Origin of the sequence: Alcaligenes sp. SJTW-7 (genome assembly GCF_047716895.1) — a bacterium.
GTDB classification, from domain to species: domain Bacteria; phylum Pseudomonadota; class Gammaproteobacteria; order Burkholderiales; family Burkholderiaceae_B; genus Alcaligenes; species Alcaligenes ammonioxydans.
Window position 1 is genome coordinate 196,052 of the sequence record NZ_CP136682.1, and the last position, 26,298, is coordinate 222,349.

At 58.5% G+C, this 26,298-nt stretch carries 28 protein-coding genes; 21 read left to right on the forward strand and 7 right to left on the reverse strand.

Features of this window, described 5'->3' with window-relative positions; all coding sequences use genetic code 11:
- Positions 1-151 precede the first annotated feature (151 nt).
- The 5 genes from RSQ48_RS00830 to RSQ48_RS00850 are packed head-to-tail and all read left to right on the forward strand — an operon-like array spanning position 152 to position 5,131.
- The gene (locus RSQ48_RS00830) at positions 152-772 is read left to right on the forward strand and encodes a LemA family protein (protein ID WP_003804948.1); all 621 of its coding nucleotides are present in this window, start codon (positions 152-154) and stop codon (positions 770-772) included.
- A 20-nt stretch (positions 773-792) separates the two neighbouring features.
- A complete protein-coding gene (locus RSQ48_RS00835; RefSeq protein WP_003804947.1) occupies positions 793-1,749 on the forward strand; it encodes a TPM domain-containing protein in 957 nt (318 codons plus the stop codon).
- Positions 1,750-1,766: 17 nt separating this feature from the next.
- A complete protein-coding gene (locus tag RSQ48_RS00840; RefSeq protein ID WP_003804945.1) occupies positions 1,767-2,264 on the forward strand; it encodes a TPM domain-containing protein in 498 nt (165 codons plus the stop codon).
- 15 nt (positions 2,265-2,279) lie between these two features.
- Positions 2,280-3,686, forward strand: a complete 1,407-nt coding sequence (locus RSQ48_RS00845) for a DUF2868 domain-containing protein (RefSeq protein ID WP_059318375.1) — start codon at positions 2,280-2,282, stop codon at positions 3,684-3,686.
- The gene (locus RSQ48_RS00850) at positions 3,683-5,131 is read left to right on the forward strand and encodes a DUF3482 domain-containing protein (RefSeq protein WP_301606370.1); all 1,449 of its coding nucleotides are present in this window, start codon (positions 3,683-3,685) and stop codon (positions 5,129-5,131) included. The genes RSQ48_RS00845 and RSQ48_RS00850 overlap by 4 nt, the downstream gene beginning before the upstream one ends.
- An 11-nt stretch (positions 5,132-5,142) precedes the next feature.
- Here the strand turns inward: RSQ48_RS00850 and RSQ48_RS00855 are convergent, their stop codons facing one another.
- Both RSQ48_RS00855 and RSQ48_RS00860 read right to left on the reverse strand, forming a co-directional pair.
- Complete coding sequence (locus RSQ48_RS00855; protein ID WP_415302047.1) at positions 5,143-5,586, reverse strand: DUF488 domain-containing protein; 444 nt, start codon at positions 5,584-5,586, stop codon at positions 5,143-5,145.
- A 239-nt stretch (positions 5,587-5,825) separates the two neighbouring features.
- The gene (locus RSQ48_RS00860; protein ID WP_415302048.1) at positions 5,826-6,074 is read right to left on the reverse strand and encodes a GlsB/YeaQ/YmgE family stress response membrane protein; all 249 of its coding nucleotides are present in this window, start codon (positions 6,072-6,074) and stop codon (positions 5,826-5,828) included.
- A gap of 350 nt (positions 6,075-6,424) precedes the next feature.
- Between RSQ48_RS00860 and thpR the strand changes: the two genes are divergently transcribed.
- The 12 genes from thpR to RSQ48_RS00920 all read left to right on the forward strand — a co-directional run bounded on the left by thpR (position 6,425) and on the right by RSQ48_RS00920 (position 16,352).
- Positions 6,425-7,024, forward strand: a complete 600-nt coding sequence (thpR, locus tag RSQ48_RS00865) for an RNA 2',3'-cyclic phosphodiesterase (RefSeq protein WP_415302049.1) — start codon at positions 6,425-6,427, stop codon at positions 7,022-7,024.
- Positions 7,021-7,959, forward strand: a complete 939-nt coding sequence (locus RSQ48_RS00870; RefSeq protein ID WP_003804930.1) for a LysR family transcriptional regulator — start codon at positions 7,021-7,023, stop codon at positions 7,957-7,959. The genes thpR and RSQ48_RS00870 overlap by 4 nt, the downstream gene beginning before the upstream one ends.
- A 197-nt stretch (positions 7,960-8,156) precedes the next feature.
- Complete coding sequence (locus tag RSQ48_RS00875; RefSeq protein ID WP_003804927.1) at positions 8,157-8,831, forward strand: DUF4286 family protein; 675 nt, start codon at positions 8,157-8,159, stop codon at positions 8,829-8,831.
- Between the two features lie 37 nt (positions 8,832-8,868).
- Positions 8,869-9,837: a TRAP transporter substrate-binding protein gene (locus RSQ48_RS00880; protein WP_415302050.1), complete on the forward strand. Its 969-nt coding sequence runs from the start codon at positions 8,869-8,871 to the stop codon at positions 9,835-9,837.
- Positions 9,838-9,852: 15 nt separating this feature from the next.
- The gene (locus RSQ48_RS00885; RefSeq protein ID WP_415302051.1) at positions 9,853-10,344 is read left to right on the forward strand and encodes a TRAP transporter small permease; all 492 of its coding nucleotides are present in this window, start codon (positions 9,853-9,855) and stop codon (positions 10,342-10,344) included.
- Positions 10,337-11,632, forward strand: coding sequence for a TRAP transporter large permease (locus RSQ48_RS00890; protein ID WP_131071158.1), 1,296 nt, complete (start codon positions 10,337-10,339; stop codon positions 11,630-11,632). Before RSQ48_RS00885 ends, RSQ48_RS00890 begins: the two co-directional genes overlap by 8 nt.
- A 14-nt stretch (positions 11,633-11,646) precedes the next feature.
- Positions 11,647-12,465, forward strand: a complete 819-nt coding sequence (locus tag RSQ48_RS00895; protein ID WP_336580026.1) for a peptidylglycine monooxygenase — start codon at positions 11,647-11,649, stop codon at positions 12,463-12,465.
- 64 nt (positions 12,466-12,529) lie between these two features.
- Entirely contained in the window at positions 12,530-13,666 is a 1,137-nt protein-coding gene (locus RSQ48_RS00900; protein WP_415302052.1) for an ABC transporter permease, read from the forward strand.
- Positions 13,660-14,457, forward strand: a complete 798-nt coding sequence (locus tag RSQ48_RS00905; RefSeq protein WP_003804918.1) for an ABC transporter ATP-binding protein — start codon at positions 13,660-13,662, stop codon at positions 14,455-14,457. The genes RSQ48_RS00900 and RSQ48_RS00905 overlap by 7 nt, the downstream gene beginning before the upstream one ends.
- On the forward strand, positions 14,457-15,374 hold the full coding sequence (locus RSQ48_RS00910; RefSeq protein ID WP_003804915.1) for an MlaD family protein: 918 nt from the start codon (positions 14,457-14,459) through the stop codon (positions 15,372-15,374). The genes RSQ48_RS00905 and RSQ48_RS00910 overlap by 1 nt, the downstream gene beginning before the upstream one ends.
- Positions 15,371-16,006, forward strand: a complete 636-nt coding sequence (locus tag RSQ48_RS00915) for an ABC-type transport auxiliary lipoprotein family protein (protein WP_003804913.1) — start codon at positions 15,371-15,373, stop codon at positions 16,004-16,006. The genes RSQ48_RS00910 and RSQ48_RS00915 overlap by 4 nt, the downstream gene beginning before the upstream one ends.
- A gap of 4 nt (positions 16,007-16,010) precedes the next feature.
- Positions 16,011-16,352, forward strand: a complete 342-nt coding sequence (locus tag RSQ48_RS00920) for a hypothetical protein (protein ID WP_003804912.1) — start codon at positions 16,011-16,013, stop codon at positions 16,350-16,352.
- A 111-nt stretch (positions 16,353-16,463) separates the two neighbouring features.
- Here the strand turns inward: RSQ48_RS00920 and RSQ48_RS00925 are convergent, their stop codons facing one another.
- Positions 16,464-17,144, reverse strand: coding sequence for an HAD family hydrolase (locus RSQ48_RS00925; protein ID WP_003804908.1), 681 nt, complete (start codon positions 17,142-17,144; stop codon positions 16,464-16,466).
- 209 nt (positions 17,145-17,353) lie between these two features.
- Between RSQ48_RS00925 and dctP the strand changes: the two genes are divergently transcribed.
- The 3 genes from dctP to RSQ48_RS00940 all read left to right on the forward strand — a co-directional run bounded on the left by dctP (position 17,354) and on the right by RSQ48_RS00940 (position 20,309).
- Positions 17,354-18,328 (forward strand): TRAP transporter substrate-binding protein DctP, encoded by a 975-nt coding sequence (gene dctP, locus RSQ48_RS00930; protein WP_039944037.1) that lies wholly within the window; start codon positions 17,354-17,356, stop codon positions 18,326-18,328.
- A 131-nt stretch (positions 18,329-18,459) separates the two neighbouring features.
- The gene (locus RSQ48_RS00935) at positions 18,460-18,984 is read left to right on the forward strand and encodes a TRAP transporter small permease (protein WP_003804904.1); all 525 of its coding nucleotides are present in this window, start codon (positions 18,460-18,462) and stop codon (positions 18,982-18,984) included.
- 2 nt (positions 18,985-18,986) lie between these two features.
- On the forward strand, positions 18,987-20,309 hold the full coding sequence (locus RSQ48_RS00940; RefSeq protein ID WP_131071161.1) for a TRAP transporter large permease: 1,323 nt from the start codon (positions 18,987-18,989) through the stop codon (positions 20,307-20,309).
- Between the two features lie 787 nt (positions 20,310-21,096).
- Here RSQ48_RS00940 and RSQ48_RS00945 read toward each other — a convergent pair.
- From RSQ48_RS00945 to RSQ48_RS00955, 3 genes are read right to left on the reverse strand one after another with little or no spacing between them, the layout of a single operon-like run.
- Positions 21,097-21,399, reverse strand: a complete 303-nt coding sequence (locus tag RSQ48_RS00945; RefSeq protein ID WP_003804901.1) for a hypothetical protein — start codon at positions 21,397-21,399, stop codon at positions 21,097-21,099.
- On the reverse strand, positions 21,399-22,559 hold the full coding sequence (locus RSQ48_RS00950) for a thiolase family protein (protein WP_415302053.1): 1,161 nt from the start codon (positions 22,557-22,559) through the stop codon (positions 21,399-21,401). The genes RSQ48_RS00945 and RSQ48_RS00950 overlap by 1 nt, the downstream gene beginning before the upstream one ends.
- Before the next feature lie 21 nt (positions 22,560-22,580).
- Entirely contained in the window at positions 22,581-24,197 is a 1,617-nt protein-coding gene (locus tag RSQ48_RS00955; RefSeq protein ID WP_003804897.1) for an ATP-dependent acyl-CoA ligase, read from the reverse strand.
- 357 nt (positions 24,198-24,554) lie between these two features.
- Between RSQ48_RS00955 and RSQ48_RS00960 the strand changes: the two genes are divergently transcribed.
- Positions 24,555-25,511 (forward strand): Bug family tripartite tricarboxylate transporter substrate binding protein, encoded by a 957-nt coding sequence (locus tag RSQ48_RS00960; protein WP_039944036.1) that lies wholly within the window; start codon positions 24,555-24,557, stop codon positions 25,509-25,511.
- 93 nt (positions 25,512-25,604) lie between these two features.
- Here the strand turns inward: RSQ48_RS00960 and RSQ48_RS00965 are convergent, their stop codons facing one another.
- Positions 25,605-26,273, reverse strand: coding sequence for a GntR family transcriptional regulator (locus tag RSQ48_RS00965; protein WP_003804894.1), 669 nt, complete (start codon positions 26,271-26,273; stop codon positions 25,605-25,607).
- Between the last annotated feature and the right edge of the window lie 25 nt (positions 26,274-26,298).

The following is a 26,298-nucleotide window of genomic DNA, read 5'->3' on the forward strand; positions in this document are numbered from 1 at the left end:
TAAGCACCGCCATAGACGCACTTGTTATGCTGCAGTACGCGGTTTACGCTTGGCGTGCACGCACTGCCTGACGGGTTTGGGCACGTGTCCTGGCAAATGGGGTGTAACCTGTTTTTGTTGTTTATCTGCTTATTTTTGCAGGAAAAAAATCATGACATCATGGATTCGATGGGTCTTTATCAGCAGCATGGCGGTCTTGCTGTCGGGTTGTGGGTATAACGAGATCCAGCGGCTGGACGAGCAGGTCAAGGCCGCGTGGTCGCAAACCTTGAATCAATACGAGCGCCGAGCCGAGCTGGTGCCCAAGCTGGTCAGCTCGGTCAATGCCTATATGGTCAATGAGCGCACGGTACTCACGCAGGTTACCGAGGCGCGCGCCAAGGTGGGCACCATACAGATGAAAGTCGAGGATATTGATAATCCCGAGGTCATGGCGCGCTTTCAGGAAGCACAGAACCAGTTGTCCTCAGCCTTGTCGCGCCTGATCGCGGTCTCGGAAAACTATCCGCAGCTCAAAAGCGACGGGCTGTTTCGTGATTTGATGACGCAGCTGGAAGGCACGGAAAACCGTATCGCCACCGAGCGCGGTCGTTACGTGCAGGCAGTGCAGGAATACAACCTGTACATTCGCCAGTTCCCTACCCTGATTACCGCCAAGCTGTTTGGCTACAAGGTCAAGGAAAACTACGGGGTGGATCGTCAGAGCGAAATCACGCGTGACCCCGAAGTCAAATTTGATATTCCTGCGACACCGGCTCCTGCCGGGTATTGAGTGACTCTGGAGGGGGTGCCATGAAGGTGTCCGATCTTGCACCGACGACCGGGCTTGGGTCTGTACGGACAGGCAGGCTGGTTTGGGTCTGTCTGCTGACGGTTTTGCTGATGTTGTGCTGGCCGTGGGGCCAGGCGCAGGCCAAACCCGAGCCGATTCCCGCCATTGCCGGTTGGGTGACGGACACCACCGGCACCCTGAGCGCGGAGCAGAAAGAGGCCCTGAACCAGCAGCTCAAGGCTGTGGAGCAGGAAAAAGGCGCACAGGTGGTGATCCTGATGGTGCCCACCACGGGTGAAGAAACGATCGAGCAATACGCCCTGCGTGTTTTTGATCAGTGGGAGATCGGTCGCAAGAAAGTGGACGATGGCATCTTGCTGCTGGTGGCCAAAGATGATCGTCGCATGCGTATCCAGACTGGCTATGGTCTGGAAGGCGCGGTGACAGACCTGCAGGCTGGCCGCATCATCCGAGAACAAATGACCCCTCGCTTTATCGAAGGCAATTTCTACGCCGGCATTCAGGCTGCGACGGATAGTTTGGTGGGGCTGGTCAACGGCGAGGAACTGCCCCCGCCCCCTAAAAATGCCCCTGTCACTTCGTCCGGGGAAGATGGGGTGTTCTGGGAGCCTTTGCTGGCCGTCGGCGCGATCGTGTTTTTTGCTTCGCCCTTGTTTGCGGCCTTTGCCGCGGGGGTGTTCACGCTGGTGGTATCGGGCAGTATTGGTCTGGCTTTGCTGGCCGCCGTCGTTGGTGCGGGTTTGAGCATGATTGGCCGACTCTTTGGGGCAGGCGGCAAGTCCAGCTCCGGGCGTGCTTCGCGTCGTGGCGGCGTCATTGGAGGCCTGGGCGGTTATTCCTCGGGCGGTTTTGGCGGCAATGGCGGCAGCAGCGGTGGGGGTTTTGGCGGCTTTGGCGGTGGCAGCGGCGGTGGTGGTGGCGGCAGTGGAGGCGGTGGCGCCTCCGGTAGCTGGTAAGGCCACAGGGGAGCAACATGAGTGTGAACTGGAAAGAGTTGTCGGGCTGGGCATCGGTGCACGGCCAATGGCTGCGCCGACGTCATTTCAACGCGGAAATGCTGGGCCATCTGGCTGAACAGATTCGCAAGGGTGAACAGAACCATAGTGGCGAGCTGGTGGTGGCGATCGAGGCCGTCCTGCCGGCGCACGAAGCGGACAGTGCCCAACGTGCCCTGGAGGTGTTCGGTCGTTTGCGTGTATGGGATACGCCGCTCAATTCCGGTGTCCTGTTGTATCTGGCTCTGGGGCAGCGGCATATCCACATCATTGCGGATCGTGGCATCCAGGCCGACCCGGCCCAGTGGGCGCGGATCTGCCGAGAGTTGGAAAAGGATCTGGCGGCCCGCGAATATCTGTCTGGCTTGCTGACGGCGGTGGAGGCGATTGAGGCGGTGTTGCAGCAAGGCGCGCCGGCGCATGATCCGAATGATGCGCGCGTCAATGCCTTGCCTGATGAACCTGTGCTGCTGTAAAGGGGGCCCAGGGCCATGAAACCGTCTGCCCCTGTCGGCTCCTGGCAGCAACAAACCTTGGTTGAAGCCATACGTTTGCGTGAGACCCTGTGGGGGCCTCTTGAAGACCTCTCGGAGTCGCGACGTGCACGGGCGGCGGGTGGCTCATTTGCTCGGCGCGTAACGGCGCGAGCCCTGGCTCTGGCTCAACGTGACGGGTTGGAGCAGGCCTGGAGTCGCTGGTGGCGCGTGGCGCGTCTTCTGATGGTCGCGATGGCCGTGCTGGCGGTGTTGGCCGGTGCTGCGACCGCAGCCGGTGCCTTGGGCGATGGCCGTCGTGCCGTTAATGTGGTCACGGCCGTAGGAGCCTTGTTGGGACTGCATGTTCTGACTTTTATTTTCTGGTTGCTCAGTCTGGCCTTGTCGGGGAAAACGACCGGCGCTGGCAGTTGGGCTGGCGATCTGTGGTGGTGGCTGAGTCGCCGCTTCGTCAAAGGCGAGGCCAGTCTGGTGCCGCAGGCTTTTGCCGCCGTGTTGGCGCGCCGTGGCACTCAGTTCTGGCTGGCGGGATTGATCAGCCATGGTTTGTGGGTGTTGGCCTTCCTGTCGGCCCTGAGCACCCTGCTGTTATTGCTGGCTTCGCGTCGCTATCACTTCAACTGGGAAACCACGCTTTTGACGCCAGATACCTTTGTCTGGCTGGTTGAAGGCCTGGGCGTCCTGCCGTCCTTGTTGGGCTTTACCTTGCCCGATACCCTCACCATACGTAGCAGCGATGGCTTGCACATGCTGGATGCCCAGGCTCAGGCCCTTTGGTCCAGCTGGTTGCTGGGTGTGGTAGTCACGTATGGCCTGCTGCCTCGTGTGTTGGCCCTGGCCTGGAGCCTGTGGCAATGGCGTACACACACGGCGCGACTGAGCTTGGACGACAGTTTGCCGGGTCTGGCGGAATTGCGCCCGCGCCTGATGCCTGTCAGTGAGCCTACGGGCGTAGACGAACTGGCCTCGCCCGACAAAGTCGCCCGGATTCACAATGAGCCCGGCGCTCTTTTAGCGGCTCATGCTCTGTGTGTGGTGGGGCTGGAGTTGCCGCCCGAACACCGTTGGCCGCCTGCCTTTATCCAGGAGGACATGCAGGATCTGGGTCGCGTGGATTCACGGGCCGAGCGTCTGGCTATTTTGGGCCGCCTGCAGTCAGCGAGCCCTCGTCATTTGTTGATGGTGTGTGACGCTGCCCAGACCCCGGATCGGGGTGTGGTCGCCACCTTGGTGGAATGGGCGCAGTTGGCCCAGCAGTCCGATGTCATTTTGCTGGATGAGGCCTTGGCCGATCCTGAGCAGGCACGCCGTCGCAGCTGGCATGAACGCTTGGTGGCGGCCGGTTTTGCGCCGGGACAGATACACGATCAATGGCCTGACCGGCCTTTGAAGGAGCCTTCATGAATGCTGCGGCTTTGACGCTGGCGGTGGTGGGCCATACCAATACCGGCAAGACCTCCTTGTTGCGCACCCTGACCCGGGACGCCGCTTTTGGTCAGGTCAGCAACAGTCCCGGCACCACACGGCATGTAGAAGGAGCCCGGCTGACGGTGGACGACGAGGCTCTGGTAGAGCTGTTTGATACCCCCGGCCTGGAAGACAGCATGGCTTTGCTGGACTTTATGGATCAGCTGAGCCAGCCTGGGGAGCGTATTGATGGGCCGGAACGGATTCGGCGCTTTCTGGAGTCCCCCGCGGCGCAGGGACGCTTTGAACAAGAGGCTCGCGTGCTGCGTAAGTTGCAGTCCTGTGATGCCGGTTTATACGTGGTGGATGCACGCGATCCTGTGCTGAGCAAGCATAAAGATGAGCTGACGCTGCTCGCCTATAGCGGGCGGCCTTTGCTGCCTGTTCTGAACTTCGTGCGCAGCCCGCAGGCTCGGGTGCAGGAATGGCGTAGTGCTTTGGCCCGCTTGGGCCTGCATGCCTTGGCAGAGTTCGATACGGTAGCGCCAGCGCTGGATGGCGAAGCGTTGCTGTACGACAAGCTGGCGGTATTGCTGGAGACGCAGGCCGGGGTGTTGCAACATCTGAAAATGGATTTGGCCCAGCAGGCGGCCTTGCGGCGTCGGGATGCCCTGCGGCTGTTGGCAGAGTTGCTGATTGATGTGGCCGCCTGGCGAGTGAGTACGCCCTCGGACAAGGAATCCATGACCTTGGCGGTGCAGCAGTTACGGGAGCCGGTCCTGGCACGCGAGGCCAAGAGTGTTCAGGCTTTGCTCAGACGCTACAGCTTTGGCCGTCAGGATGTGGTGGCAGATCTGCTGCATTTTGAGGGAGGCCGTTGGGGTATGGATTTGTTTGATCCCCAGGCCTTGAAAGAGTTTGGGGTGCAGTTGGGTAAGGGCGTGGCGGCTGGCGCCATGGCCGGTGCGACACTGGATGTGATGACTGGTGGCTTGAGTCTGGGAACGGGAACGGTTCTGGGCGCACTGGCCGGCGGTTTGTGGCAAGGCGCGGACAAGTGGGGCCAGCGCTTGATGGGCAGGCTGCGAGGCGAGACCGAGTTAAGTGTGGATGACGCGGTGCTGCGCCTGTTAGCGGTGCGCCAGCTCAGTTTGATTGCGGCTCTGGAGCGGCGCGGTCACGCGGCGCAAACGCCTATTCGGCTGGGCGAAATTGATGCTGAGGATTTCGATCAGGCCTTGCAGCGGGAATTGAATGTCTGGCGTGCGCAAAGCCTGCCTGAGGAGTTGGCGCAGGCTCGGATTCATCCGACCTGGTCCGCCTTGCGCAATGACTACGCGCCGGATTCGCGGCGTGAAGCCTGTGTGCAGAGCCTGGTCAAGCACTTGCTGGGAGCGCGCAATGCGCCAGGGGCCAGCTCGGTTGGGCAGACACAGCGATAACGCAGTCGGGTTTATTCCTTTTCCTCGCGTGGCAAGTGGGCATAACAGACCGGCGAGCTGGGTTCCCTTGCGTCATGGATGCGGTCCTCGTTGGCCAATGCGGTGAGCACGGCCTGTTTTAGCACCGTCAAATACGAGGTGTGTGGGTCATGGGCGGCGCTTAGCAATTGCAGTTCGCCTTTGCGGGCCAGCGTCATCAAGGGCAGCAAGGCGTCGGGGTCCTGCTCCAACTGTTGTTGATAGCGGCGCTGAAATTGCTCAGGGGAAATGTCGCCCTTATGAAGACCCTTGCGCAACTCCGGTGTGGGGCTGGCTTCGTGCAGCCACTGGATATCGCCCAACGCTTCTTTGCGCAGGCCGCGTGGCCAGAGGCGGTCTGTCAGGACACGGGCAGCCTTGCCGGAAGACGCATGGATGGCATCGTAAACGCGATTCAAGGTGATGATGTAAGGCATGACAGGCTCCGGGAACGTCGGGTGTCCTGGCGCTCAGTCGCGATGGCTGGTCGTTTTCTGCTTCTGTGCGTCGGGGCCGCCGCAGTAACAAGCGGCGGTGAATGCGGCTGCTAAAGGCAAGCAGCAAGCTGCAGCAGCTTCCCGGACTTGTGTAGCCCGTTTCCGTGCGAGGGTGAGGTTCAGGTCTCAACCACCTGGCCGTCAAGGCTGCTGCAGTGTTGGGGGGTACGTGTGGCGCTTTACGCCTTCTTACTGACCAGGCCGTAGATAAACAGGACGATGATGGCACCCACGATGGAACCGATCCAGCCAGCGCCTTCGCCGGGGACGTACCAGCCCATGGCTTGACCCAGATAGCCGGCTACAAATGCGCCGACAATCCCCAGGATGGTCGTCATTATCCATCCCATCTTCTGGTCGCCAGGCATGATCGCCCGCGCCAGCAAACCTACGATAAAGCCCACAACAATCATGGAGATAATACCCATCGTTCTACTCCTGTTCTGTGTTTGCCGGTCATAGGTTCAGACCGCTGGGTCTATCTTAGGTAGGGAGTTTTTGCACGTCTATCGTTTTGCGTATCTGAAACCGTTAAAAACGTCAGGCTTTGTAAATGGATGATCCTTATCCGGGCTGCTGCTAGTGTGCGAATGTCGCGCAGCCTTGCGAAGAACCGGCTATTTCCCTTTGCCCGTGACTCTGGCTGTCGGTGGGCTTTCACCGGAATTTTGCGCGGACAGCGCTACGATGGGGTAAAGCGAGAGGTGTGCGCTGTCACTGAGGGGGTGGCCTGAGCCTGCCCATTCTTGTTTAACCTGCCTTGTTTGAGGGTGTGCTGATGACGATTCCCTTGCCCATTCTGGACCTGAAGCAGTGCGATACCGAACACGCTATGCGTGCGTTCATCGGCTGGTGGCCCAATACGCAAACCCGGGCCTGGCTGGCCGAACAGGCCCGTCAGGCCCAGGCCCTGTATGGTGGACGGATGATGCAGTCTGATCACTTTCACTTAACCCTGGCTTTTCTCGATAGCAGCCCCGTGTCGGCGCTGCAGTCCTTGGCGACACGAATGGCTGGATGGACGGTGCCGGATATCAAGCTGGATCTGACCGTACGGGATGTGTTTGAAAAGCCCAGGGTGGTGTGGGCCGGTCCTGACGACTCGCAAAAGCAGGCTCTGGATGCCCTGCAACAGTGGCATGAGGCAATCTGGTCCAGCTTGACCGGGCTGGGCTGGGCACAGCCTCCGCGCCCTTTTCGACCGCACGTGTCCTTGCTGCGGCATGCGCAGATTGTGGCGGGCCGAGCGCATGGCCATAGGTTGTCGCCCCAGGCTTTTGTCGGTGATGGTGCTGGCTTGATTGTGTCCGTTCCCTGTGAACAGCGGAGCCAATATCATCTTGCCGCCATGATGGGCTCAGAAAGGACAGGTGCATGAATATTCGTTTTTTGGAAACCTTCATCTGGATTGCTCGCTTGGGCAGTTTTCGGGCGGCCGCGAACAAGCAGCATTTGACGCAGGCTGCGGTGTCGGGACGGATTGCAGCCCTGGAGAGCGAGTTTCAGAAAACCCTGTTTGAGCGCGGTCATCGGGATTTGCGTTTGACTCCCGCCGGGCGAAAACTGATGCAGTACGCCGAGCAGATGCTGGGCATGGAGCACGATCTGCGCGAGGCCCTGGCAGGTTCCAGCCGCTTGAGCGGCCGTGTGCGTCTGGGGGTGGTCGAGTCCATTGTGCATACCTGGTTCAAGGACCTGATTCGCCAATTGCATGCCCTGTATCCCGAACTGGAAATTGAGCTGACTGCTGAATCCACGTTGCGCCTTCATGACCTGCTCAAACGCGGAACGATTGATGTGGCCTTGCAGACCGATCCCATCATGGGCGATGGCATACGCAATCTGCCCATGGGGTCGATGCGTATGGGCTGGGTGTGCATGGCCGATGAGAGCATGCCGGTCCGTAGTGGCTTGCAGGAGTTGGTCCAACGCTGGCCCTTGGTCACCTTCCCTCGCGGCTCGCAGCCCCATCTGGCCTTGGTGCAGTTGCTTGACCCCTTGCCGGTAGATCAGGCCCGGATTCATTATGTATCTTCCATTGCCGCCAGCATGCAACTGATCGAGGCGCAACCCAGTATTGCGACCTTGCCCCTGGCGGCGGTCAGTCGGCAGCTCAACAGTGGGCTGTATCAGGAAATCGTCTGTGAGCATGCCTTGCCGGACTTGCGTCTGGTGGCCAGTTGGCGACCCGATCCCTTGACGCAAACGGCTCAGGCCGTCATTGGGGTAGCGCTGGAGCGCATGCATCATTTTGCTGCCGAGCATCCAGGTCTGGCTTTACCCCCGCCAGACACGCGTGTTTTTGCCATCTAGCCTTTGAGGGTTTTCCCCTTGCCCGTACAGGTGTACGACCGCCGCGCTTGCTTGATAAGCTATATCTCGCGCCATTCGCTAGAACTGATCGCTTTTTCCGATTGCTCCAGGTTGAAATAAACCGTTTGGTCTCTGCCCGGCAGCCGTTGGACACTCCCACAAAGCGTGTGCAATGACTTTGATTCGGGAGAGCTGTCGTGTCTGCTATTTTTCGTACGGATCGTGATGCGCCGGGGGAGTTGTTCATCTGGACAGATATCGCCCCGGAACATGAGCGGGATTTCAATCAATGGTATGAGCGCGAGCACATGGCCGAGCGTGCGGCCATACCGGGCTTTCAATGGTCGCGACGTTATGTGCGTCAAGGGGTCGGGCGCAAGTATCTGGCCCTGTATCGCACCGAGTCCCTGCGGGTCTTTGGTACCCCCGAATATCGAAAAGCATTTGAGCAGCAGACAGACTGGTCCAATACCAACTTTGCGCGCATGAGCAATACCCAGCGCCGCGTGATGGCGGTGAGCGTGCTGGGCGGGGCCGGTACGGGCTCACATGTTTTGCTGGTGCGTCTGCCTGAACGTGCACATCAGCAAAGCCTGGCCCGTCACAGTGCGGCCTATCTGGAACAGGTGGATGGTTTGGTGGCCTTGCGTGTGCTCACGCCTGATCCCGAGCTCTCGACCCCCCTGCCGTCCGAAGATACGCAGCAGCGTCGTTTGGACCCGTATCTGGTGGCGGATCTGACCACCCCGGAGGCTGCGCATGTCTTGGCCGCCCGCTTGCAGCAGGATCTGGGCGTGGCAACGAACGATGTATCCGAGTTTTCTTTGTTGTGGGATCTGCAGTCACGGGATCTGAATGCGAGCCGTTCATAAGACGGCTATCACCTCAATTCTTGGGAGAAGCGACATCATGATTAAAAAATTACTTTCCATGGCTTGCGTACTGGCGTTGGCAGGGACCGCGCAGGCGGCCACCAACTGGAACATGAGCACCGAGCAGCCTGACAACAACTTTCTGACACAGAATGCGCGTGAGTTCGCGGCCGATATCAAAGCGGCGACCAATGGCGAGTTGAATATCAATGTGCAATCGAACTCGGTGCTGCTCAAGCGTCCCGAGGTCAAGCGTGGCGTTCAGCAAGGTGTGGTGCAGGCCGGGGAGATGCTGGTGGCGGCCATCGGCAACGAAGATCCTTTGTTTGAAGTCGACAGCGTGCCTTTCCTGGCCTCATCCTTTGACCAGTCGGAAAAGCTGTGGAAAGCCACCCGTCCGTTTCTGGCCGAGCGCCTGGACAAGCAAGGCATCGTGCTGGTCTATGGCTCCCCCTGGCCTCCACAAGGCATTTACACCAAACAACCGGTGGAGCAGCTCTCGGATCTGGCTGGCGTCCGTTTCCGTGCCTACAGTCCGGCCACCAGTCGCCTGGTTTCCTTGATGGGGGCGGTGCCCACCACCGTGCAAACACCTGAGGTGCCACAGGCATTTTCTACCGGCATTATTGATGCCATGCTGACCTCGCCGGCCACGGGCGTGGATTCACAGGCCTGGGACTACGTGAAGTATTACTACGACGCGCAGGTGTTCATTCCGCAAAGCTTTGTGATTGTGAATAAGCGCGCGTTCCAACGCCTGCCCGAGAGCGTGCAAAAAGCCGTGCTGGAAGCTGGGGAACGGGCTGAGCAGCGTGGCTGGGCGATGTCGCGTGAACAGACTTCCAAGCTGACCCAGACCATGGCCGATAAAGGCATGGTGGTCGGCCCGCTCAGCGACAAGCTGGCTGCGCAGTTGCAGGCTATCGGCCAGACCATGACCGAAGAATGGCTGAAGAAAGCAGGGGCCGACGGCCAGAAGCTGCTTGATACTTACCGTCAGCCCTAAATCAGGAGTGCGTCCATGATTGTGCTGGAGCGTATGGCCAGAGTATGCGGCGCACTGGCCGCACTCTTTCTTTGCCTGATCGGGGTAGTGGTGACGGCGCAGATTGTGGCGCGCCTGTTCTCCATGCAAATACCGGCGTCGGACGACTTCGCAGGATGGTTTATGGCAGCGTCGATTTTTCTGGCGCTGCCCTACGCCATGCTGCAGGGCGATCATATCCGCGTCTCTTTGTTGTTGCAGGTGATCCCCGATCACCTCAGGCGCCCTTACGAATTGTTGGCCACGCTGATTGGGCTGTTGCTGGCCGCCTGGTGTACCTGGGAGACGGCCCATTTTGTGTATGAGTCCTTTGTGTACAAGGAAGTCGCTCAGGGCATGGTCGCGGTGCCCCTGTGGATTCCCCAGCTGGGCATGCCTGTTGGTTTGGGTCTGCTGACCCTGATGTTGTTGCGGCGTCTGCTGCGTGTGGTTCAGGGCCAAGAATTGGAGGCAACGGAACATGGCTGATTTATCTCAGGCAATCGTCTTGTTTGTGGCTCTGCTTGCCTTGCTGGCCAGTGGCGTGTGGGTGGCGCTGGTCCTGATCGCTTGCGGTATCTTGTCTATTTTTTTGTATGCGGATGCACCGGCGGGCATTATTTTTGCCACCAAAGCCTGGGACTCCTCGGCCAGTTGGGCTCTGACGGCCCTGCCCTTGTTTATCTGGATGGGGGAGATTCTGTATCGGACCCGGCTGGCGGAAGATATGTTCAGCGGGCTGGGGCCGTGGGTGCAGCGTTTGCCGGGTCGTCTGGTTCATGTCAATACCTTGGGTTGCGGCATTTTCGCGGCAGTCAGTGGTTCCTCGGCCGCCACGGCTGCCACCATTGGCCGCATCTCCTTGCCCGAGCTTAAAGCACGAGGCTATGACGACAGCATCAGTATCGGCTCACTGGCCGGCGCCGGTACCCTGGGCCTGCTGATTCCCCCCTCGATCGTGATGATTGTGTACGCCGTGGCCGCTCAGGTTTCCATCATCCGCCTGTTTGTGGCCGGGGTATTGCCCGGTATCTTGTTGATGTGCCTGTTTTCGGCCTACATCGCAATCTGGTCCATACGTCATCCGGATCGGGTGCCGGCGGCAACCGAGCAATTAAGCCTGGGTGAGAAAGTACGGCGCCTGCGTCTGCTCTTGCCGGTGGTCTTGTTGATTGTGGCTGTGATCGGTTCAATTTACGGTGGTATTGCAACGGCCACGGAAGCGGCTGTGCTCGGTGTCATTGGTTCCTTGCTTATTGCCGCGGTGGGGCGTTCCCTGAATTGGAAAACCTTTACGGCCAGCTTGTTAGGCGCTGCGCGCACCTCGTGCATGATCTCCTTTATTTTGATCGGGGCCGCCTACCTGACCAGCGCCATGAGCTTTACCGGCCTGCCTGCCAATCTGGCTGCCTGGATTGGTTCCTTGGGTTTGAGCCAATACGCCCTGATTGCCGTCTTGACGGTGTTTTTCGTCATTCTGGGCGCCTTTCTGGATGGCATTTCCATTGTGGTGCTGACCACGTCGGTCTTGTTGCCCGCTGTGATGGCGGCCGGTATCGACCCGATCTGGTTTGGCGTCTATCTGATTTTGACTGTGGAAATGGCCCAGATCACTCCGCCCATCGGTTTCAATCTGTTCGTGATTCAGGGGATTACCGGCCGTAACCTGTTTGAGCTGGTGCGCATGGCCTTCCCCTTTTTCTTGTTGCTGGTGCTGGCCACCGTATTGGTGACGATCTTCCCGCAAATCGTCATGGTCTTGCCTAACGCGATGTAAAGGGGGGGATGACTATGGCTTATGTCAGCCTGGGAGCGCAACGCTATAAAGTGGAGCGCGCCTGGACGCAGGCCGATGTGGGCAGCATCACCAGCGTGGCGGTGCTCTCTGATGGGCGTATTGCGGCGTTGCTGCGCCGTCCGGCCAGTGTGCTGGTGCTCACTCCGGATGGACAGGTATCGGCCCGCTGGCCATTGGACGATATGCTGTGCCCGCATCACATCAGCGCCCGTCCGCAGGGCGGCGTGTTGGTGACGGATGTCGATGGGCATCAGGTTGTTGCTCTGGACGGCCAGGGCCATGAGCAATGGCGGCTGGGCATGCCGGAGCAGCCGCGTTGGCAGGAACCGTTCAACCACCCCACCCATGCGATTGAATGTGCAGGGGGAGGCTTGTGGGTAAGCGATGGCTATGGCAATACCGTGGTGCATCGCTTTGACCCGCAGCGTCAGTGGCTGGCTGCGCTGGGCGCGCCGGGCCCGGGGCCTTTGCAGTTCAGCACGCCACATATGCTGGCCGGCGCGGCGGACGGTTCGGTCTGGGTGGCTGACCGTGAAAACAATCGCGTCCAGCATCTGGATGTACAAGGTCGTTATCTGGGGGAACTGCGCCCCTTGTACAAGCCAATGGCCGTGGCCGTACAAACCGACGGTTCCGTTCTGGTCAGCGACCAGACCGCGAGCCTGTCACGGTTTGATCCGGATTCGGGCATCTTGCTGGGGCGTTGTCGGGTGCAGGGCGTGTATGGGCATGGTTTGACCACCGCGCTGGACGGACGGATTTATATAGCAGAAATGTTGCCTGATTGCCTGACTTGCTTACAGCCCGTTTAATTATCCACAAAGCATGAAAAAGTAGTTGGCGCTATGGAAGCGGTCAGCGCAAATCCATTAGACTATGCGCATGAATACGTCTGCGTCTCTGTATGTCCGTACAGACTCCTCTGGTCAGCTGCAATTGCTAGGCGACTGGTCCTTGCGTCACTACGAAGCGTTGCAAAGCAGTTTGCGCTCGATCGGTGACAAGCAGGGCCCGTGGTCCTTGGATTTCAGCGCCTTGAAGTCGCTGGATACCACCGGTGCTCAGGTGCTGTGCGAGTGGCTCGGAGCCGAGCGTGTGCAGGTGGCTCTGGATACGGCCCAAGGCTTGTCCAAAGAGCGCCATCAGTTATTGCAAACCGTCGCCAAGGCGATGAGTCGCATGGATCAGCGCCATCTGGTTGCGCCCCGCTGGGGCATCACGGATCTGTTCGAGCGGGTGGGCCTGTCCATGGTCCACATTTCGCGCAATATGCGCGAGCTCCTGGGTTTCATCGGCCTGACGCTGGAAACGCTGATCCGCAATCTGCTGCGGCCCAGTCAGTGGCGGGTGACCTCGATTGTGGCGCAACTGGAGGAAACTGCATTTAATGCAGTGCCCATCGTGGCCCTGCTGACGTTTTTGGTCGGTGCAGTGATCGCCTTTCTGGGCGCGACGGTGCTGGCGGATTTTGGCGCCACGATCTACACCGTCAACCTGGTCGGTTTTTCCTTCCTGCGAGAGTTCGCGGTGCTACTGACGGCCATTTTGATGGCGGGTCGTACTGCCAGCGCCTTTACCGCGCAAATTGGCTCCATGAAGGCGAATGAAGAAATTGATGCTCTGCGCGCCCAGGGGCTGAATCCCATGCTGATTCTGGTCATCCCCCGGGTGCTGGCCATGTTGTTGGCCATGCCTATCCTGACCTTTGTGGGCATGCTGGCGGGGATTTTTGGTGGCGCACTGGTGTGCGCCCTGATTTTGGATATCTCGCCGACCATGTTCATCAATATCTTCAATCAGGATATTGATTTGCGACACTTTGTGCTGGGCATGGCCAAGGCGCCGATCTTCGCGTTTCTGATCGCGGTCATCGGCTGTCAGGAAGGGTTCAAGGTCACTGGCAGCGCCCAGTCTGTGGGCGAGCACACCACCTCGGCCGTGGTGCAATCCATCTTTATCGTCATTTTGATCGATGCCTTGGCCGCGCTGTTCTTTATGGAGATGGGATGGTAGAGGCTGCCGTTCGTCCCATTATTCAAGTGCGTGATCTGGACAATCGCTTTGGCGATCACGTCGTGCATGAGCATTTGGATATGGACGTCTACCCCGGTGAGATCGTCGGCGTGGTGGGGGGCTCCGGTACGGGTAAGTCGGTACTGCTGCGCGCCATTTTAGGTTTGCGCCCACCCAATGGGGGCACGGTTCGCATTTTTGATCAGGAAATCGGTTCTCTGTCGCCCGAAGACCGTTCGCGGCTGGAGCGCCGTCTAGGGGTCCTGTTCCAGCAAGGGGCACTGTTTTCCTCGCTGACCGTGGTCGAGAATATTGCGATGCCCTTGATCGAGCATATCGGTCTGTCCCGCTCATCGGCCGAGCATATCGCCGCCATGAAAATGGCACTGGCCGGTTTGCCCGCCAATGCGGCGACCAAATATCCGGCCGAGCTGTCTGGCGGCATGATCAAGCGCGCCGCCTTGGCGCGTGCCCTGGCACTCGATCCGGAAATCCTGTTTCTGGACGAACCCACGGCCGGTCTGGACCCTGTGGGCGCGGGGGATTTTGACCAGCTTATTCTGACCTTGCGCGATGCGTTGGGTCTGACCGTTTTTCTGGTTACACACGATCTGGATACGCTCTACACCATTTGTGACCGGGTCGCCGTGCTGGCGCAAAAGCGTGTGTTGGTCAACGACACGCTGGCCCATGTAGAGCAGGTTGATAACGACTGGATTCGGGAATATTTCCACGGTCCACGGGGACGGGCCGCCCAACAGGCCCAAAGCCGTCGTCAGGAGCATTGTTAATGGAACCGCGTGCCCATCATGTATTGATCGGGGTCTTTACCTTGGTAGTGGCGATCGCTGCTGTCTTTTTCTCGCTTTGGCTGGCCAAGTCGGGGCAGGATGCCGAGACCCGTGATTACGATATTGTCTTTCTGGAAGGTGTGCGTGGCTTGTCACGTGGCAGTGCCGTGCAATACAACGGCTTGCGTGTGGGCGAGGTGCGGCATTTGCGCCTGGACCCGAATGATTTGCAGCGTGTGCGGGCGCAAGTGACGATTCAGGCTGCGATCCCGATTCACGAAGATACCCAGGCTCGCCTGGCGCTGGCCGGCATTACCGGCCAGTCCGTGATTGAGCTTAGCGGCGGCACGCCTAACAGTCCCTTGCTGGAGGCCCAGGATGACGGCTTGCCTACCATTGTGGCCTCGCCCTCTCCACTGGCTCAATTAATGGCCGGGGGCGAGGAGCTGATGGCACAGATCTCCCGGCTGCTGGATAATGCCAATACCTTCTTGTCGTCCGAGAACTCATTATCGCTTTCTGCCAGTTTGCAACAGCTGGAAGCCTTGATGGGGCAGCTCTCGAAGGCCAGTGAAGGCGTGCCGGCCCTGGTAAAAGAGCTGTCCCAGGCCAGCGAACAGGCTACTCGCCTGCTCTCGTCCACACAGGGGCTGGTGGATCGTCAGGGTACGCAGGCCATGAATGCGATTCAGAAATCCATGGAAGATTTCAGCCGCGCCACTCAAAGCCTGAACAAGCTGCTGGAACAGAACTCGGCCGCTATTGGCCGCGGGGCCCAGGGTTTGACCGAGATCGAGCCTGCCTTGCGTGAGTTGCGGCAGGTACTGGCCGGGTTCCGGGCCGTTACCTCCCGTCTGGAAGAAAATCCGACCGGTTACCTCTTGGGTCGCGACAAATTACAGGAGTTCACACCATGATGCCCACGATTGTGCATCGTTTGCTAAAGGCATCGGTAGTTGGTCTGGCCGCCTTGTCTACGGCCTGCTCGGTTCTGCCTCAGTCCGAGCCCCTGACCTACTATCAGCTTCCGGCGGCAGCACTGAGCGCCCAGCAAGCCGGTGCATCGCACAAGCAATTGATTATTCAGGTCAATCGCCCTCATGCGGATCGTTTGCTGGCCAGTTCGCGTATTACAGTTTTGCCTCAAGGCAACGAATTAAGCGCGTATAAAGGCGTGCGATGGGGGGATGATGCGCCTGCCCTGCTGCGCAATCGTCTGGCCGATGGCTTGCGTGACGCCGCACAGTTCCGGGCCGTGGTGCTGGAAGGCGAGTCCGTGATTGCCGATATCGAGCTGGGAGGTACCTTGGGAGCCTTCCAGGTCGAGTATGTACAGGGTGCGCCACGGGTACGCATTCAGCTTGATGCCTTGTTGCGTGACCAGCGTTCTGGCCAGTTGATCCAGACCCGTCGATTTGTGGTTCAGCAGGAGGTGGACGGCACGGCGGTGCCTGAGGTGGTTGATGCTTTTGGGCAGGCTGCCGATGCCCTGTCCTTGCAGGTCAGCCAGTGGTTGGGTTCTTTGACGGTTCAGACCGAGACGTTTTAATGATATGTACGAGTCACGCGATCAGCCCTTGATTACGGGTTGGCAGTTTGCCAAACGCCTGTTGATGCATACCTTGATTGGTATCGTTTTTGTAACTTTTTCCCTGATGCTGGGTGCACTGGGCCATATGTGGTTTGAAGAGAATGTGCCCTGGCACGATGCGGCCTTGAATGCAGCCATGATGGTGGGGGGACTTGGCCCCATGGCTCTGCCCGAGACCTGGGCTGGCAAAGTTTTTTTTGCGATTTATGGCGCATATATCAGTCTGGTGCTGGTCGCCACGTTCGGGCTGATTATTACGCCCGTGATGCATCGTATTTTGCATACCTTCCATCTGGAAGATTAAGCCACGGACAGGAAGGCACGGTAGAAGCGAGGAGTCCCGAAAAAGAAAGGGCACACGTCGTTTTTGAGCCCGGCTCGCTACGCCGCGCCTTTTTCATGGCTGCATGAAGGTTTAACCCTGTACGCGTTCGTGCTCCAGCCTGGCGATCAAGGCCGGTAATTCATCCATACGACGGAAGGTGTCCCGCACGCCAAGGCGGCGCAGATCTTCTTGTTTATCGGGGACCGGGCAGTAACCCAAGACAGTCGCCCCGGCGGCCAGGCCTGCTGTCGCGCCTGTAACACTGTCTTCCACGACCAGACATTCCTTGGGGTCTACACCCAAACCCTGCGCAGCGGCCAGATACACATCCGGGTAAGGCTTGTTGCGGGGGGTCTCGGCGCCGCTATAGATATGGCTGCCAAAATAATCCAGCAGTCCCGTTTGTCCCAGTTGCAGTACCAGTTTGGCTCGGTCTGCCCCGGAGGCACAGGCAATCATGCCGGGCTTGTCGCGCAAAATGGCATCCAGAGTGTCCTGGATGCCGGGAATGGCCATGACTTCATTGCTCAAGGCATGGTTGCGGCGCATGCGAAAGGCCATCACCCATTCCATATCCAGGTCCTTACCCGTCATTTTTCGCACGGTCGGCAGCTCGTCGGGCAGGGCTTTGCCAATGAACCAGTCGTAGCACTGTTCGTAGCTCATCACCCAGCCTTCCTCTTGCAACATGTCCCGCAGCACGCGAACCGTGATGGGCTCGCTGTCTACCAGCACACCGTCACAATCAAACAGCACAGCGGAAAATGTCATCAGTAATACCTTTTAGCCAATAAAACTTGAAGTCTGTGATGATACCGCAGGCGGATGCCGAGCAGGCACGGCGCGGCGTGGACTCCTGAGTACCGGCAGGGGATCTGCCGGCCTAGTGAAAACCCCGACTCATAAATAATTGATTATTGATATATTTATATCTAAACTAAAATTTCATAATCAATAAACCTTACTGCGGAAGTTCCGTCATGGTTCATAAAACAACTCGAGTGGTGGCAGCAGCGTTGCTGGCATTGGGAATGGCTGGCGCGCAGGCGGCGGAAGTCACGCTCAAGGCGGTATCTGTCTTTACGATGGACACCTTCTTTACCAAGCGGTTCAAGCAATTCGTTGACAAGGTCAACGCAGAAGGCAAGGGCTTGGTACAGATCAACGTCATTGGTGGCCCGGAAGCCATTCCTCCTTTTGAGGTCGGCAATGCCCTGCGTTCGGGCGTGATCGATTTTGCCAATACAACCGCTGTCTTTCATGCCAACCTGGTGCCAGAGGCGCTGGCCCTGACGCTGACGGAAAAACCCATGAGCGAGCTGCGCCAGAATGGCGGCTACGAGCTGATGGACAAGATTCATCGTGAAAAAGCCAATATCACCTGGCTGGCCCGCACTACCGATGGCCTGCAATACCACATCTACACCAACAAGCCGGTGACTTCGGCGGACCTGTCGGGCTTTAAGCTGCGTGGCGTGCCGGTGTACCTGTCTTTCTTCCGTGAAATCGGTGCTACTCCCTTGCAGATTCCACCCGGCGAGGTCTATACCGCGTTGGAGCGTGGCGTGGTGGACGGGTATGGCTGGCCGTCAGTGGGTGTGATGGAAATGGGCTGGCATGAAAAAACCAAATACCGTGTTGAACCCGGCTTCTATAACGTGGAAGTGGGTTTCTTCATGAACCAGAAGAGCTGGGAAAAACTGGATGAAGAGCAAAAAGCCTTCATGCGCAAACAGATCGAGTGGATGGAGTCGCAAAACGTGACTGAACACCAGATGGCGGTGGAGGAAAAAGCCGCCACTGAGCAGGCCGGTGTGCAGGCGCTGGTTCTGGAGCCGGACGTTGCTCGTGCCTTGCGAACCAAGGCGTATGAAGCTGGTTGGGCCGGCATCGACAAATCCAGCCCCAAATACGCCGCGCAACTGCGTGAACTGTTTGGTGGTTACCAGCCTTAACGCAGATAGTTGTTGACGCTGTTGGACAGTGGACATTGCCCCCTTGCGGACAGTGTCCACTTTTTGATGGCGCCCTACGGGCGATATGATGCCCGCCCTTTCAGTGATCCTTGACCTGCGGAGAAGACGCGATGTCTGCTGCAACAGCCCCGGAAGGCCAGCCTTCCAACCCGACGTGGGGGCGTCCTTACGCCCTTTTAATGCATACCTGCGGTGCCGTGGCAGCCGTGACTTTCGGGCTGATGAGCCTGCTGGTCTGTGCTGACGTGATATTGCGAAACCTGGGTTACGACGCGCTCTCGACCAGCGTGGAGGTGACCGAGTACATGCTGATTATCGCCACCTTTGTGGCAGCCCCCTGGGTGCTGTACCTGGGCGGTCATATTCGTATTGATGTGCTGTTCAACACCTTGCCAGCTTCTGCCCAGCGCGGTCTGGATCTGCTCTCGAACCTGCTTGGACTGGGTGTTTGCGGCACACTGGCCTGGCAATGTGCCCTGGTGGCGCTGGATTCGCACGAGCAAGGCGCCATGGTCTTCAAAGCGCTGATCTTTCCCGAGTGGTGGCTCAATCTGCCTTTGCTGTTCGGGGCGGGCTTGCTGGCACTGGAATTCTTTCGTCGTCTGATTTCGCGTTCCGCGGCGCAAGGAGCCTGAGCATGGAATGGCAAATGGCATTGATCCTGCTGCTGGGATCGCTTTTTCTTCTGATGGCCATCGGCACGCCGGTGGTATTTGCCTTTCTGTCCGTCAACTTGCTGGGAGCCTGGTTGTTTCTGGGCGAAGCGGCCGGTCTGGCTCAGTGGGCACGGAATACTACCGCTTCCATTGGCAGTTTTTCGCTCACCCCCATTCCCTTGTTTGTCTTGATGGGGGAAGTGCTGTTTCATACTGGTCTGGCCTTTAAGGCCATCGACTCGATTGAACGCATGATCTCGCGCGTGCCGGGCAAATTGTCCATCGTCAGTATTCTGGGAGGGACGACGTTTGCCACCCTGTCGGGTTCGTCGATTGCCAATACGGCCATGATGGGCGGTGTGATGCTGCCTGAAATGCTGCGTCGCGGCTATCACCCTACCATGGCCATGGGCCCCATCATGGCCGTGGGCGGTATCGCCATGCTGATTCCGCCTTCGGCACTGGCGGTGATGCTGGGCAGTCTGGCCGGCATTTCGATCGAGCGCCTGCTGATTGGCGGTATTTTGCCCGGCATGTTGATGGCGGCCGGTTTCCTGGCCTATGTGGTCGTGCGTAGCCGCCTGCGTCCGCAAGATGCACCGATGAGCGATGACGATCCTGCCACGCGTCTGAAGGGCTGGGCCCTGTGGAAGCCCTTTGTGCTGAATGTGGTGCCTTTGCTGGGCATCTTTATCGCGGTGGTGGGCTCCATGCTGGCCGGCTGGGCTTCGCCCACAGAGTCAGCAGCCATTGGCGTGGTCGCCTCGGTGCTGGCAACCATTGCTTACCGCGCCCTGACGCTCAAAGCCTTGTGGAAGAGCCTGATCGAAACGGCCAAAGTATCGGTGGTGATCCTGTTTATTCTGGCGGCCTCGACCACTTTTGCCCAATTGTTGAGCTTTTCGGGCGCCAGCGCTGGCTTTTTGGGCTTGATCAAAGACTATGATTTGTCGCCCTTCGTGTTGGTCATTTGCATGTTGCTGGTGCTGCTGGTGATGGGCATGGTGCTCGATCAGATCTCCATGATGATGATCGCCTTGCCCTTCTTCATGCCCTTGGCATTGGCCGCTGGTGTGGACACCGTCTGGCTGGGAGTGATGATTCTGATTGCACTGGAAATCGGCTTGTTGACCCCGCCCTTTGGTCTGTTGCTGATCGTGATGCAAAGTGTGGCACCTCCGTCCATCCGCTTGCCTCACATCTACAGTGCTGCCGTGCCCTTCCTAGTCATCGAGATCGGCATTCTGGCCCTGGTCCTGTTCGTGCCCTGGATTGCCATCGGCCTGCCAGGCCTGATCGGCTAAGGCAGAGCAGGCAGTCTGAAAGCGGGACAACAAGCATGTTGTTCCGCGAAGAAAGCCAGAGTCTGGATACAACGCTCAAACAAAAAACCTCAGTTCGGCACAGGCCCAACTGAGGTTTTTTTATGCTCAATAGCGTTGATCGTTCTTGCTGCCTATTTATGTGCAGCAAAGTGATTGATGTGGGGGCGGCGCACAAGCGCTTTAACGATCTTTCTGCCTGTCGCTGGGATCGATTTTAGAGGCGAGTAGGACGCAGGTTGTGTGTGCCGACAGTGTTCAGGTCAGTTTTTGAGGCTTGAGCGCATAAGCCCCACGTCTTTAGCTTGTGTGTAGTAAAGCGCACTCAGCCAGCCCGTCAAGAACACTAAGTCGGAGCATTCACACCCCTATCAACAATCGTCCGATAAAAGATGCTGTGAGCTGATTGAGGGGCTGTCCGGGTGTTTGGGGCGGATCAGGCGACTTGCCGCAGGCAGATAATTGCGCAGGGGTGCAAGCGCCTTGCGGTTTGAGTCCGACGCTTGGGGGTTGCCCGGGGGACAAGCCACCGGACGAGTTCAAGGGGCGCCCGTAGCGATTATCTGACCAGGGCACCGGCGCGCAGCGCCGGCAAGTTGCCAGCCCCGACACTCGGACAGCCCCTGAACCAGCGCCTTATAGTCACCTTCTTCATTGCGTCGAACCGTGGCTGATTCCAACACGTGAGTCAGCCCAATCTTTACTGACTGGGCATCTAACCCCAGCCTCAGCAAATAAGGCCATTAAACAAGCCGCTGAGAGATCCCCTTTACCCCCGCACAAGATCCGCATAAATCCCACCATCCCGCAGAACCAACGCGACCTTATCCCCTCGCTGGACAGCCTCATCCAGCACTCGAGCAATCAACACCGGCCCTGCATCGCTGGCAACCGTTGCCAGCATATACACCCCTGGCTCCTCGCCAGAAGCAGCGCTACGCGTCAGTTCCGTCACCACACCAGACGCGCACCCCTCAGCCAGAAACTCATCCCCATGACACATGGGACACAAGAACCGTGCCGGAAACACCCGATGATCACACTGCACACACCGAAACACAGAAGGATGCATTACAAAGCCTCCAGAACAAGCGCTGTCGAGCACATGCCATAGCGATACTCCACCATGCCGTAACCCGTGACCAAGCCATAGCGAGCCTGCGCCACCTGCCGCTCCCCCGCCTGATTGCTTAACTGACGCATCACCTCAACCAGTCCATGCAGGCTGCAAGCCGCCCCGGCCTGCCCCGCTGACAATTGCCCGCCAGAGGTATTTACCGGTACACGTCCTGTGGCAATCGACTCATGAATAAAGTGTTTGGCGTTATCGGCCTGAAAGAAGCCCAAATCCTGCAACTGCGCCAGCACCATGACGGGGTAGTCGTCATAAATACTGACCACATCCATCTGCGCCGGACTCAAGCCGGACTCCGCCCATAAAGCCGGAGCCAAAGCCGCCAGACCCGTGCTCAAGCCATCGCCTTGCTGATCATCAATATTGTGAAAACTGCGTAACGCCCTTACGGTAATTGCAGGCTGATTCTGCGCCGCCGGATGATCCGCGCGCATCACCATCAAGGCATTGGCGCCATCGACCACCGGCACACAATCCAGCCGCGTCAAAGGGTCCGCCACTTCAGGCGCATTCATATAATCATCCAGACTCATGGGGCTGCGATACACCGCACCCGGATTCATGCCGGCCCACAGCCGCTGACGCATCACCAGGGCGGCGTAGTCTTCTCGCTCCAAACCCAGCTTGCGCATGTGATTCGCAGTCAGCATGGCAAAGCGATGATTCGGACTGCCTGCACCCAAAGGTCGCAAATGGTCATAAGTCGTCTGGTTATAGTTCTCGACCAGTTGCTGGAAATCCTTGGCCTGAAAATGATCCCCGGCCACAATCGCTATACAGCGGGCATCCCCTGCCTGAACGGCGCGAATGGCGTGCTGCAGAATATTCAGACCGCTGGCGCCGCCATTGCTGTCATCCATTATCCAGCTCACCTTCAAGCCCAGCTTCCAGGCCAGATCAATAGCCCGGTCAGGGGCGTGGGTGAAGGAGGCCACCCCCAGGCCATCAATTTCGCCGGCCTCCAGACCCGCTGCGGCAAGAGACTGCTTGAACGCCTGGGCGAGCAGCTCGGAAGTGCCAAGCTGACCGCGTCGCGTATAGGTGACCTCGGTCGCGCCCAGCAGACGCACCGTATTCAAGTTGAAAGCAGGTGTCATGGTCAGTTCCTGTAACAGCGCTTAGCGACGAACCTGATAGCCCGCTTTTTCTCTGTCCCACGTGTTGGGACCAATGCCGCGATCACGCAGGGCAAATTTTTGAATCTTGCCATTTTCCGTAGTGGGCAAGACATCCGTAAATTCGATAAAGCGGGGGACAGCAAAATAGGGCAGGCGGCGTTCGCAATGCTGCAGCAGTTCCTCGCAGCTAACGCTGCAATCAGGACGCAGCACAATCATGGCCATGACCTCGTCCTCGGCCAGTTCGGACTTGGCCGCATACACCGCAACGGTGTGGACAGCGGGGTGACTGGCCAATGCCTGTTCGACTTCGTAGGAGGAAATGTTCTCACCACGACGGCGAATCATGTCTTTCAGACGGTCCACAAAGCGGTAGTAGCCATCGGCATCACGCACGACGCGGTCACCGGTGTGGAACCACAGGTTTTTCCAGGTCTCCACCGTCTTGTCCGGTTGCCCGTAGTAACCCAGCGCGAAGGCATAGGGTTCATCGGCGCGCAGCAACAGCTCGCCCACTTCACCGTCTGGCAGCGGGTTGTCGTTTTCATCCACTACCAGCGCCTCAAAGCCCTCGGATACACGGCCCATATAACCATTGCGCTGCTCCTGGATACCCCGGCCCATCACATAATTGGTCTCGGTGGAGCCAAAGCCATCGAGCAGGTACATCTGGCAGCGCTCCAGAAACTGGCTATGAAACTGTTCAGGCACGCCAGGGCCCAGGGCAATGCGGGTCTTGTGCTGCTTTTCTGCGGCCGTGACCGGCTTGGACAGCAAGATGGGCACCATGGCACCGAGCAGATAGGTAATGGTGGCACCAGTCTGGCACAGATTGTCAAAGAAGCGGCTGGCTGAAAACCGCTTGTCCACCACCATGCAGGCGTCACTGACCAGGGCCTGAAAGAAGGTGTTTAGGGCATTGGTGTGGAACATGGGCAGGCAGGTGTAGAGCACATCGTCGGCTTTCATGCCCAGTTTGCTGGCAGTGTAAATACCCCACCAGTAGAACTGGGCGTGGGGGCATTGCACACCTTTGGAGGGGCCCGAGGTGCCGGAGGTGTACAGAATGGCCAGCGTATCGCCAGGGCCGATATCCGCAGGCTCGCAGTAATCGCCCAAAGCAGGCAGATCGCAGGTGGCCACAGCCAGTGTTTGTGCGGCTTCCTGGCCTTGAATCAACCAGGCTTGCTGGACGGCAGTGGCGCCAAGGTCCACATCGGCCAGCAGCGGAGTCAGATCACTTTCCACCACCAGCAGGCTGGCTTGGCTATTGCACAGAATGTGCTGCAACTGGGCACCACGCGAGGCGGTATTGATGGGCACCACAATGGCACCCAGCCAGCCGCAGCCAAGCACCATGTCCAAAAATTCGTGGCGGTTGGTGCAAAGCAGGGCGACCCGGTCGCCACGCTTGATGCCGGCGCGGCTCAGGCGGCTGGCGCTGGCTGCGGCCACTTGCAAGGTTTGTTCGCCGGTGTAGTGGGTATGACGGTCTGAGAACAGCGGGGCATCACCCATGCGCTCGGCGCGCAGGCGCAACAGGGCCGGTACCGTGCGCTGCGTGGCGGGTATTGAAAACAGCGGCAATTCAGAAGCGGGAATGGAATGGGCGTGCATGATCTATCTGTCTCCCGGCTCACGCGCCACCAAGGCGATAAGCCGATATGCATGGGTGAAATTACTAGTATCCTGCAAACAGTATACTGCAATATATTATTTATAAATTCCTGTCCTTCCCCGGAAAAACCCGAAGTGTCAGAGGCCATCACGCAGTGGTACTTCGGGCAAACCCAACCTTGGCGCGGGACAGAAAGGGGGTCGTTTTGCGACGTGTGGAAATACGGTTGGCAAAACAGTTGATCCGGCTTGGGGATGCGGGTCGATCAGCAATAAAACAGGCCGGGCTCACCAATTTGAGCAAGGGTGCTTCACAATGATTTTGAATAAGCCCACAGGGGCAACGGGGATAGAACAATGAAGGTATGGCTTAAGTTGGCAACGTGTTGTGCACTGATGTTGGGTGCACAGGCCCATGCTCAAAACAAGAATGTGACGCTGGTTGTGCCTTACCCACCGGGCGGTGCGGCGGACCAGCTCGCGCGCGTGATCTCCCAGGAAATGGGCACGCGCTTTGATCAAAAAGTCATCGTGGAAAACCGCCCCGGCGCGGGTGCCCAGGTGGCCATGAACGTCGTGAAGAACGCCAATCCTAGCTCCTTGGGTACGGTCCTGTTTCTGGCTGATAGCGGTGCCTATTCCTTGAATCGCCACTTGTATCAGCGTCTGAATTACGACGTGGCAACCGACCTGATCCCCATGACGCTGGCCGCCAAGGCGCCGGTGTTCCTGCTGGTCAATAAAGACAGCCCCTTCAAGACGGTTCAGGATCTGGTGGCCGCGGGCCAGAAACAGGAGCTGACGTACGGTTCGCCGGGGATGGGGACGGGGACTCACCTGCTGGGCGAGATGCTGCGTAAAGAAACCGGCGCCCGACTGGTACACGTGCCTTACAAAGGCGCTGGTCCCGCTTTGATTGACGCGGTGAGCGGCCAGATCGACTTTATTTTTGATGTGCTGACGGGCAGCCGCGGTTTCCTGGAAGATGGCCGTTTGCGTTCGATTGCGGCCGCCACGACCGAGCGCAGCCCTTTGCGTCCAGACGTGCCGACGATTGCAGAAGCCGGTATCCCCAATGTGGCGTTCACCATCTGGTGGGGCATTTCGGCCAAAGCCGGTACGCCTGAGGAAGACGTGGCCCGTCTGACCGAACAATTGACGGCGGTGCTGAAAGAAGAGTCAGTGGTCAAGAAGTTCGTGGACTTCGGTATTCAGATCGAACCTTCCACACCTCAGGAGTTTGCGGATCTGATCGAGCGTGATGCTCAAACCATGGGGCCGACCATTAAGGCCTTGGATATCACGCTGGACTAACAGGACGGCTTGATTGCAAAAGGGCGCTGCGGCGCCCTTTTTTTGTGGCCTGCGGCGGGTGACCGCAGGGGGGCGTGTCCTGTAGGGCCGCCCTCAGGCCAGCAGCTCCGCTTGCTTGAGGCAGTAGGCCGAGCAGCAAATGACCAGGTTTTCCCTAATCAACTGGGCTGCCTGCTCCTGCTGGCATTCACGGAATGCCTGGCAGATGGCCTTGGCCCGCTGCATGGTCTCCAATCGGAACTGGGGGTCCTGGAGGCAGGCAATCCGGGCTTGGTCGGCCTGATCGTGCAGGCGTGCCATGGTGTCGACCAATTGCTTGTTGGGCACCATGCTGATCCAGGCACTGCGAAAGGCCCAGTTGGCCTGAATATTGTCGATCGGGTCACCTTGCTGGTGAGTGGCTTCAATTCGACTCAAGGCCTGCTCCATTGCCAGCATGCCCACTTTGCTTTGATGGATGCAGGCCAGCTTGGCTGCTGGTGGCTCAAGTAAAAGACGTACTGAGAAAATGTCCTCGATATCCTGGGCGGTGTAGACCCGCAGTACAAAGCCGCGTGATGTTCCTTCCAGCACCCCTTCGTTTTTCAGTTGCAGCAAGGCTTCACGCACCGGCATGCGCGAGACATTCAGGCTGGCCGCAATTTCGTTATCGACCAGCCGCACGTCAAAGCCGATCTTGCCCAGGGCAATGTCCTGACGCAACATGCCATAGACTTGTTCACGGATATTGGGTTCGCGTTTCTTGTAGGGATTGGCAGCCATATGCTCGCCCGGCGTCTGGCGCACG

Excerpts from the sequence above, each read along its gene's own strand:
- RSQ48_RS00830 (WP_003804948.1), top strand. The coding sequence starts at position 152 with ATGACATCATGGATTCGATGGGTCTTTATCAGCAGCATGGCGGTCTTG.
- RSQ48_RS00835 (WP_003804947.1), top strand. The coding sequence starts at position 793 with ATGAAGGTGTCCGATCTTGCACCGACGACCGGGCTTGGGTCTGTACGG.
- RSQ48_RS00840 (WP_003804945.1), top strand. The coding sequence starts at position 1,767 with ATGAGTGTGAACTGGAAAGAGTTGTCGGGCTGGGCATCGGTGCACGGC.
- RSQ48_RS00845 (WP_059318375.1), top strand. The coding sequence starts at position 2,280 with ATGAAACCGTCTGCCCCTGTCGGCTCCTGGCAGCAACAAACCTTGGTT.
- RSQ48_RS00850 (WP_301606370.1), top strand. The coding sequence starts at position 3,683 with ATGAATGCTGCGGCTTTGACGCTGGCGGTGGTGGGCCATACCAATACC.
- RSQ48_RS00855 (WP_415302047.1), bottom strand. The coding sequence starts at position 5,586 with ATGCCTTACATCATCACCTTGAATCGCGTTTACGATGCCATCCATGCG.
- RSQ48_RS00860 (WP_415302048.1), bottom strand. The coding sequence starts at position 6,074 with ATGGGTATTATCTCCATGATTGTTGTGGGCTTTATCGTAGGTTTGCTG.
- thpR (WP_415302049.1), top strand. The coding sequence starts at position 6,425 with ATGACGATTCCCTTGCCCATTCTGGACCTGAAGCAGTGCGATACCGAA.
- RSQ48_RS00870 (WP_003804930.1), top strand. The coding sequence starts at position 7,021 with ATGAATATTCGTTTTTTGGAAACCTTCATCTGGATTGCTCGCTTGGGC.
- RSQ48_RS00880 (WP_415302050.1), top strand. The coding sequence starts at position 8,869 with ATGATTAAAAAATTACTTTCCATGGCTTGCGTACTGGCGTTGGCAGGG.
- RSQ48_RS00885 (WP_415302051.1), top strand. The coding sequence starts at position 9,853 with ATGATTGTGCTGGAGCGTATGGCCAGAGTATGCGGCGCACTGGCCGCA.
- RSQ48_RS00890 (WP_131071158.1), top strand. The coding sequence starts at position 10,337 with ATGGCTGATTTATCTCAGGCAATCGTCTTGTTTGTGGCTCTGCTTGCC.
- RSQ48_RS00895 (WP_336580026.1), top strand. The coding sequence starts at position 11,647 with ATGGCTTATGTCAGCCTGGGAGCGCAACGCTATAAAGTGGAGCGCGCC.
- RSQ48_RS00900 (WP_415302052.1), top strand. The coding sequence starts at position 12,530 with ATGCGCATGAATACGTCTGCGTCTCTGTATGTCCGTACAGACTCCTCT.
- RSQ48_RS00905 (WP_003804918.1), top strand. The coding sequence starts at position 13,660 with ATGGTAGAGGCTGCCGTTCGTCCCATTATTCAAGTGCGTGATCTGGAC.
- RSQ48_RS00910 (WP_003804915.1), top strand. The coding sequence starts at position 14,457 with ATGGAACCGCGTGCCCATCATGTATTGATCGGGGTCTTTACCTTGGTA.
- RSQ48_RS00915 (WP_003804913.1), top strand. The coding sequence starts at position 15,371 with ATGATGCCCACGATTGTGCATCGTTTGCTAAAGGCATCGGTAGTTGGT.
- RSQ48_RS00920 (WP_003804912.1), top strand. The coding sequence starts at position 16,011 with ATGTACGAGTCACGCGATCAGCCCTTGATTACGGGTTGGCAGTTTGCC.
- RSQ48_RS00925 (WP_003804908.1), bottom strand. The coding sequence starts at position 17,144 with ATGACATTTTCCGCTGTGCTGTTTGATTGTGACGGTGTGCTGGTAGAC.
- dctP (WP_039944037.1), top strand. The coding sequence starts at position 17,354 with ATGGTTCATAAAACAACTCGAGTGGTGGCAGCAGCGTTGCTGGCATTG.
- RSQ48_RS00935 (WP_003804904.1), top strand. The coding sequence starts at position 18,460 with ATGTCTGCTGCAACAGCCCCGGAAGGCCAGCCTTCCAACCCGACGTGG.
- RSQ48_RS00940 (WP_131071161.1), top strand. The coding sequence starts at position 18,987 with ATGGAATGGCAAATGGCATTGATCCTGCTGCTGGGATCGCTTTTTCTT.
- RSQ48_RS00945 (WP_003804901.1), bottom strand. The coding sequence starts at position 21,399 with ATGCATCCTTCTGTGTTTCGGTGTGTGCAGTGTGATCATCGGGTGTTT.
- RSQ48_RS00950 (WP_415302053.1), bottom strand. The coding sequence starts at position 22,559 with ATGACACCTGCTTTCAACTTGAATACGGTGCGTCTGCTGGGCGCGACC.
- RSQ48_RS00955 (WP_003804897.1), bottom strand. The coding sequence starts at position 24,197 with ATGCACGCCCATTCCATTCCCGCTTCTGAATTGCCGCTGTTTTCAATA.
- RSQ48_RS00960 (WP_039944036.1), top strand. The coding sequence starts at position 24,555 with ATGAAGGTATGGCTTAAGTTGGCAACGTGTTGTGCACTGATGTTGGGT.
- RSQ48_RS00965 (WP_003804894.1), bottom strand. The coding sequence starts at position 26,273 with ATGGCTGCCAATCCCTACAAGAAACGCGAACCCAATATCCGTGAACAA.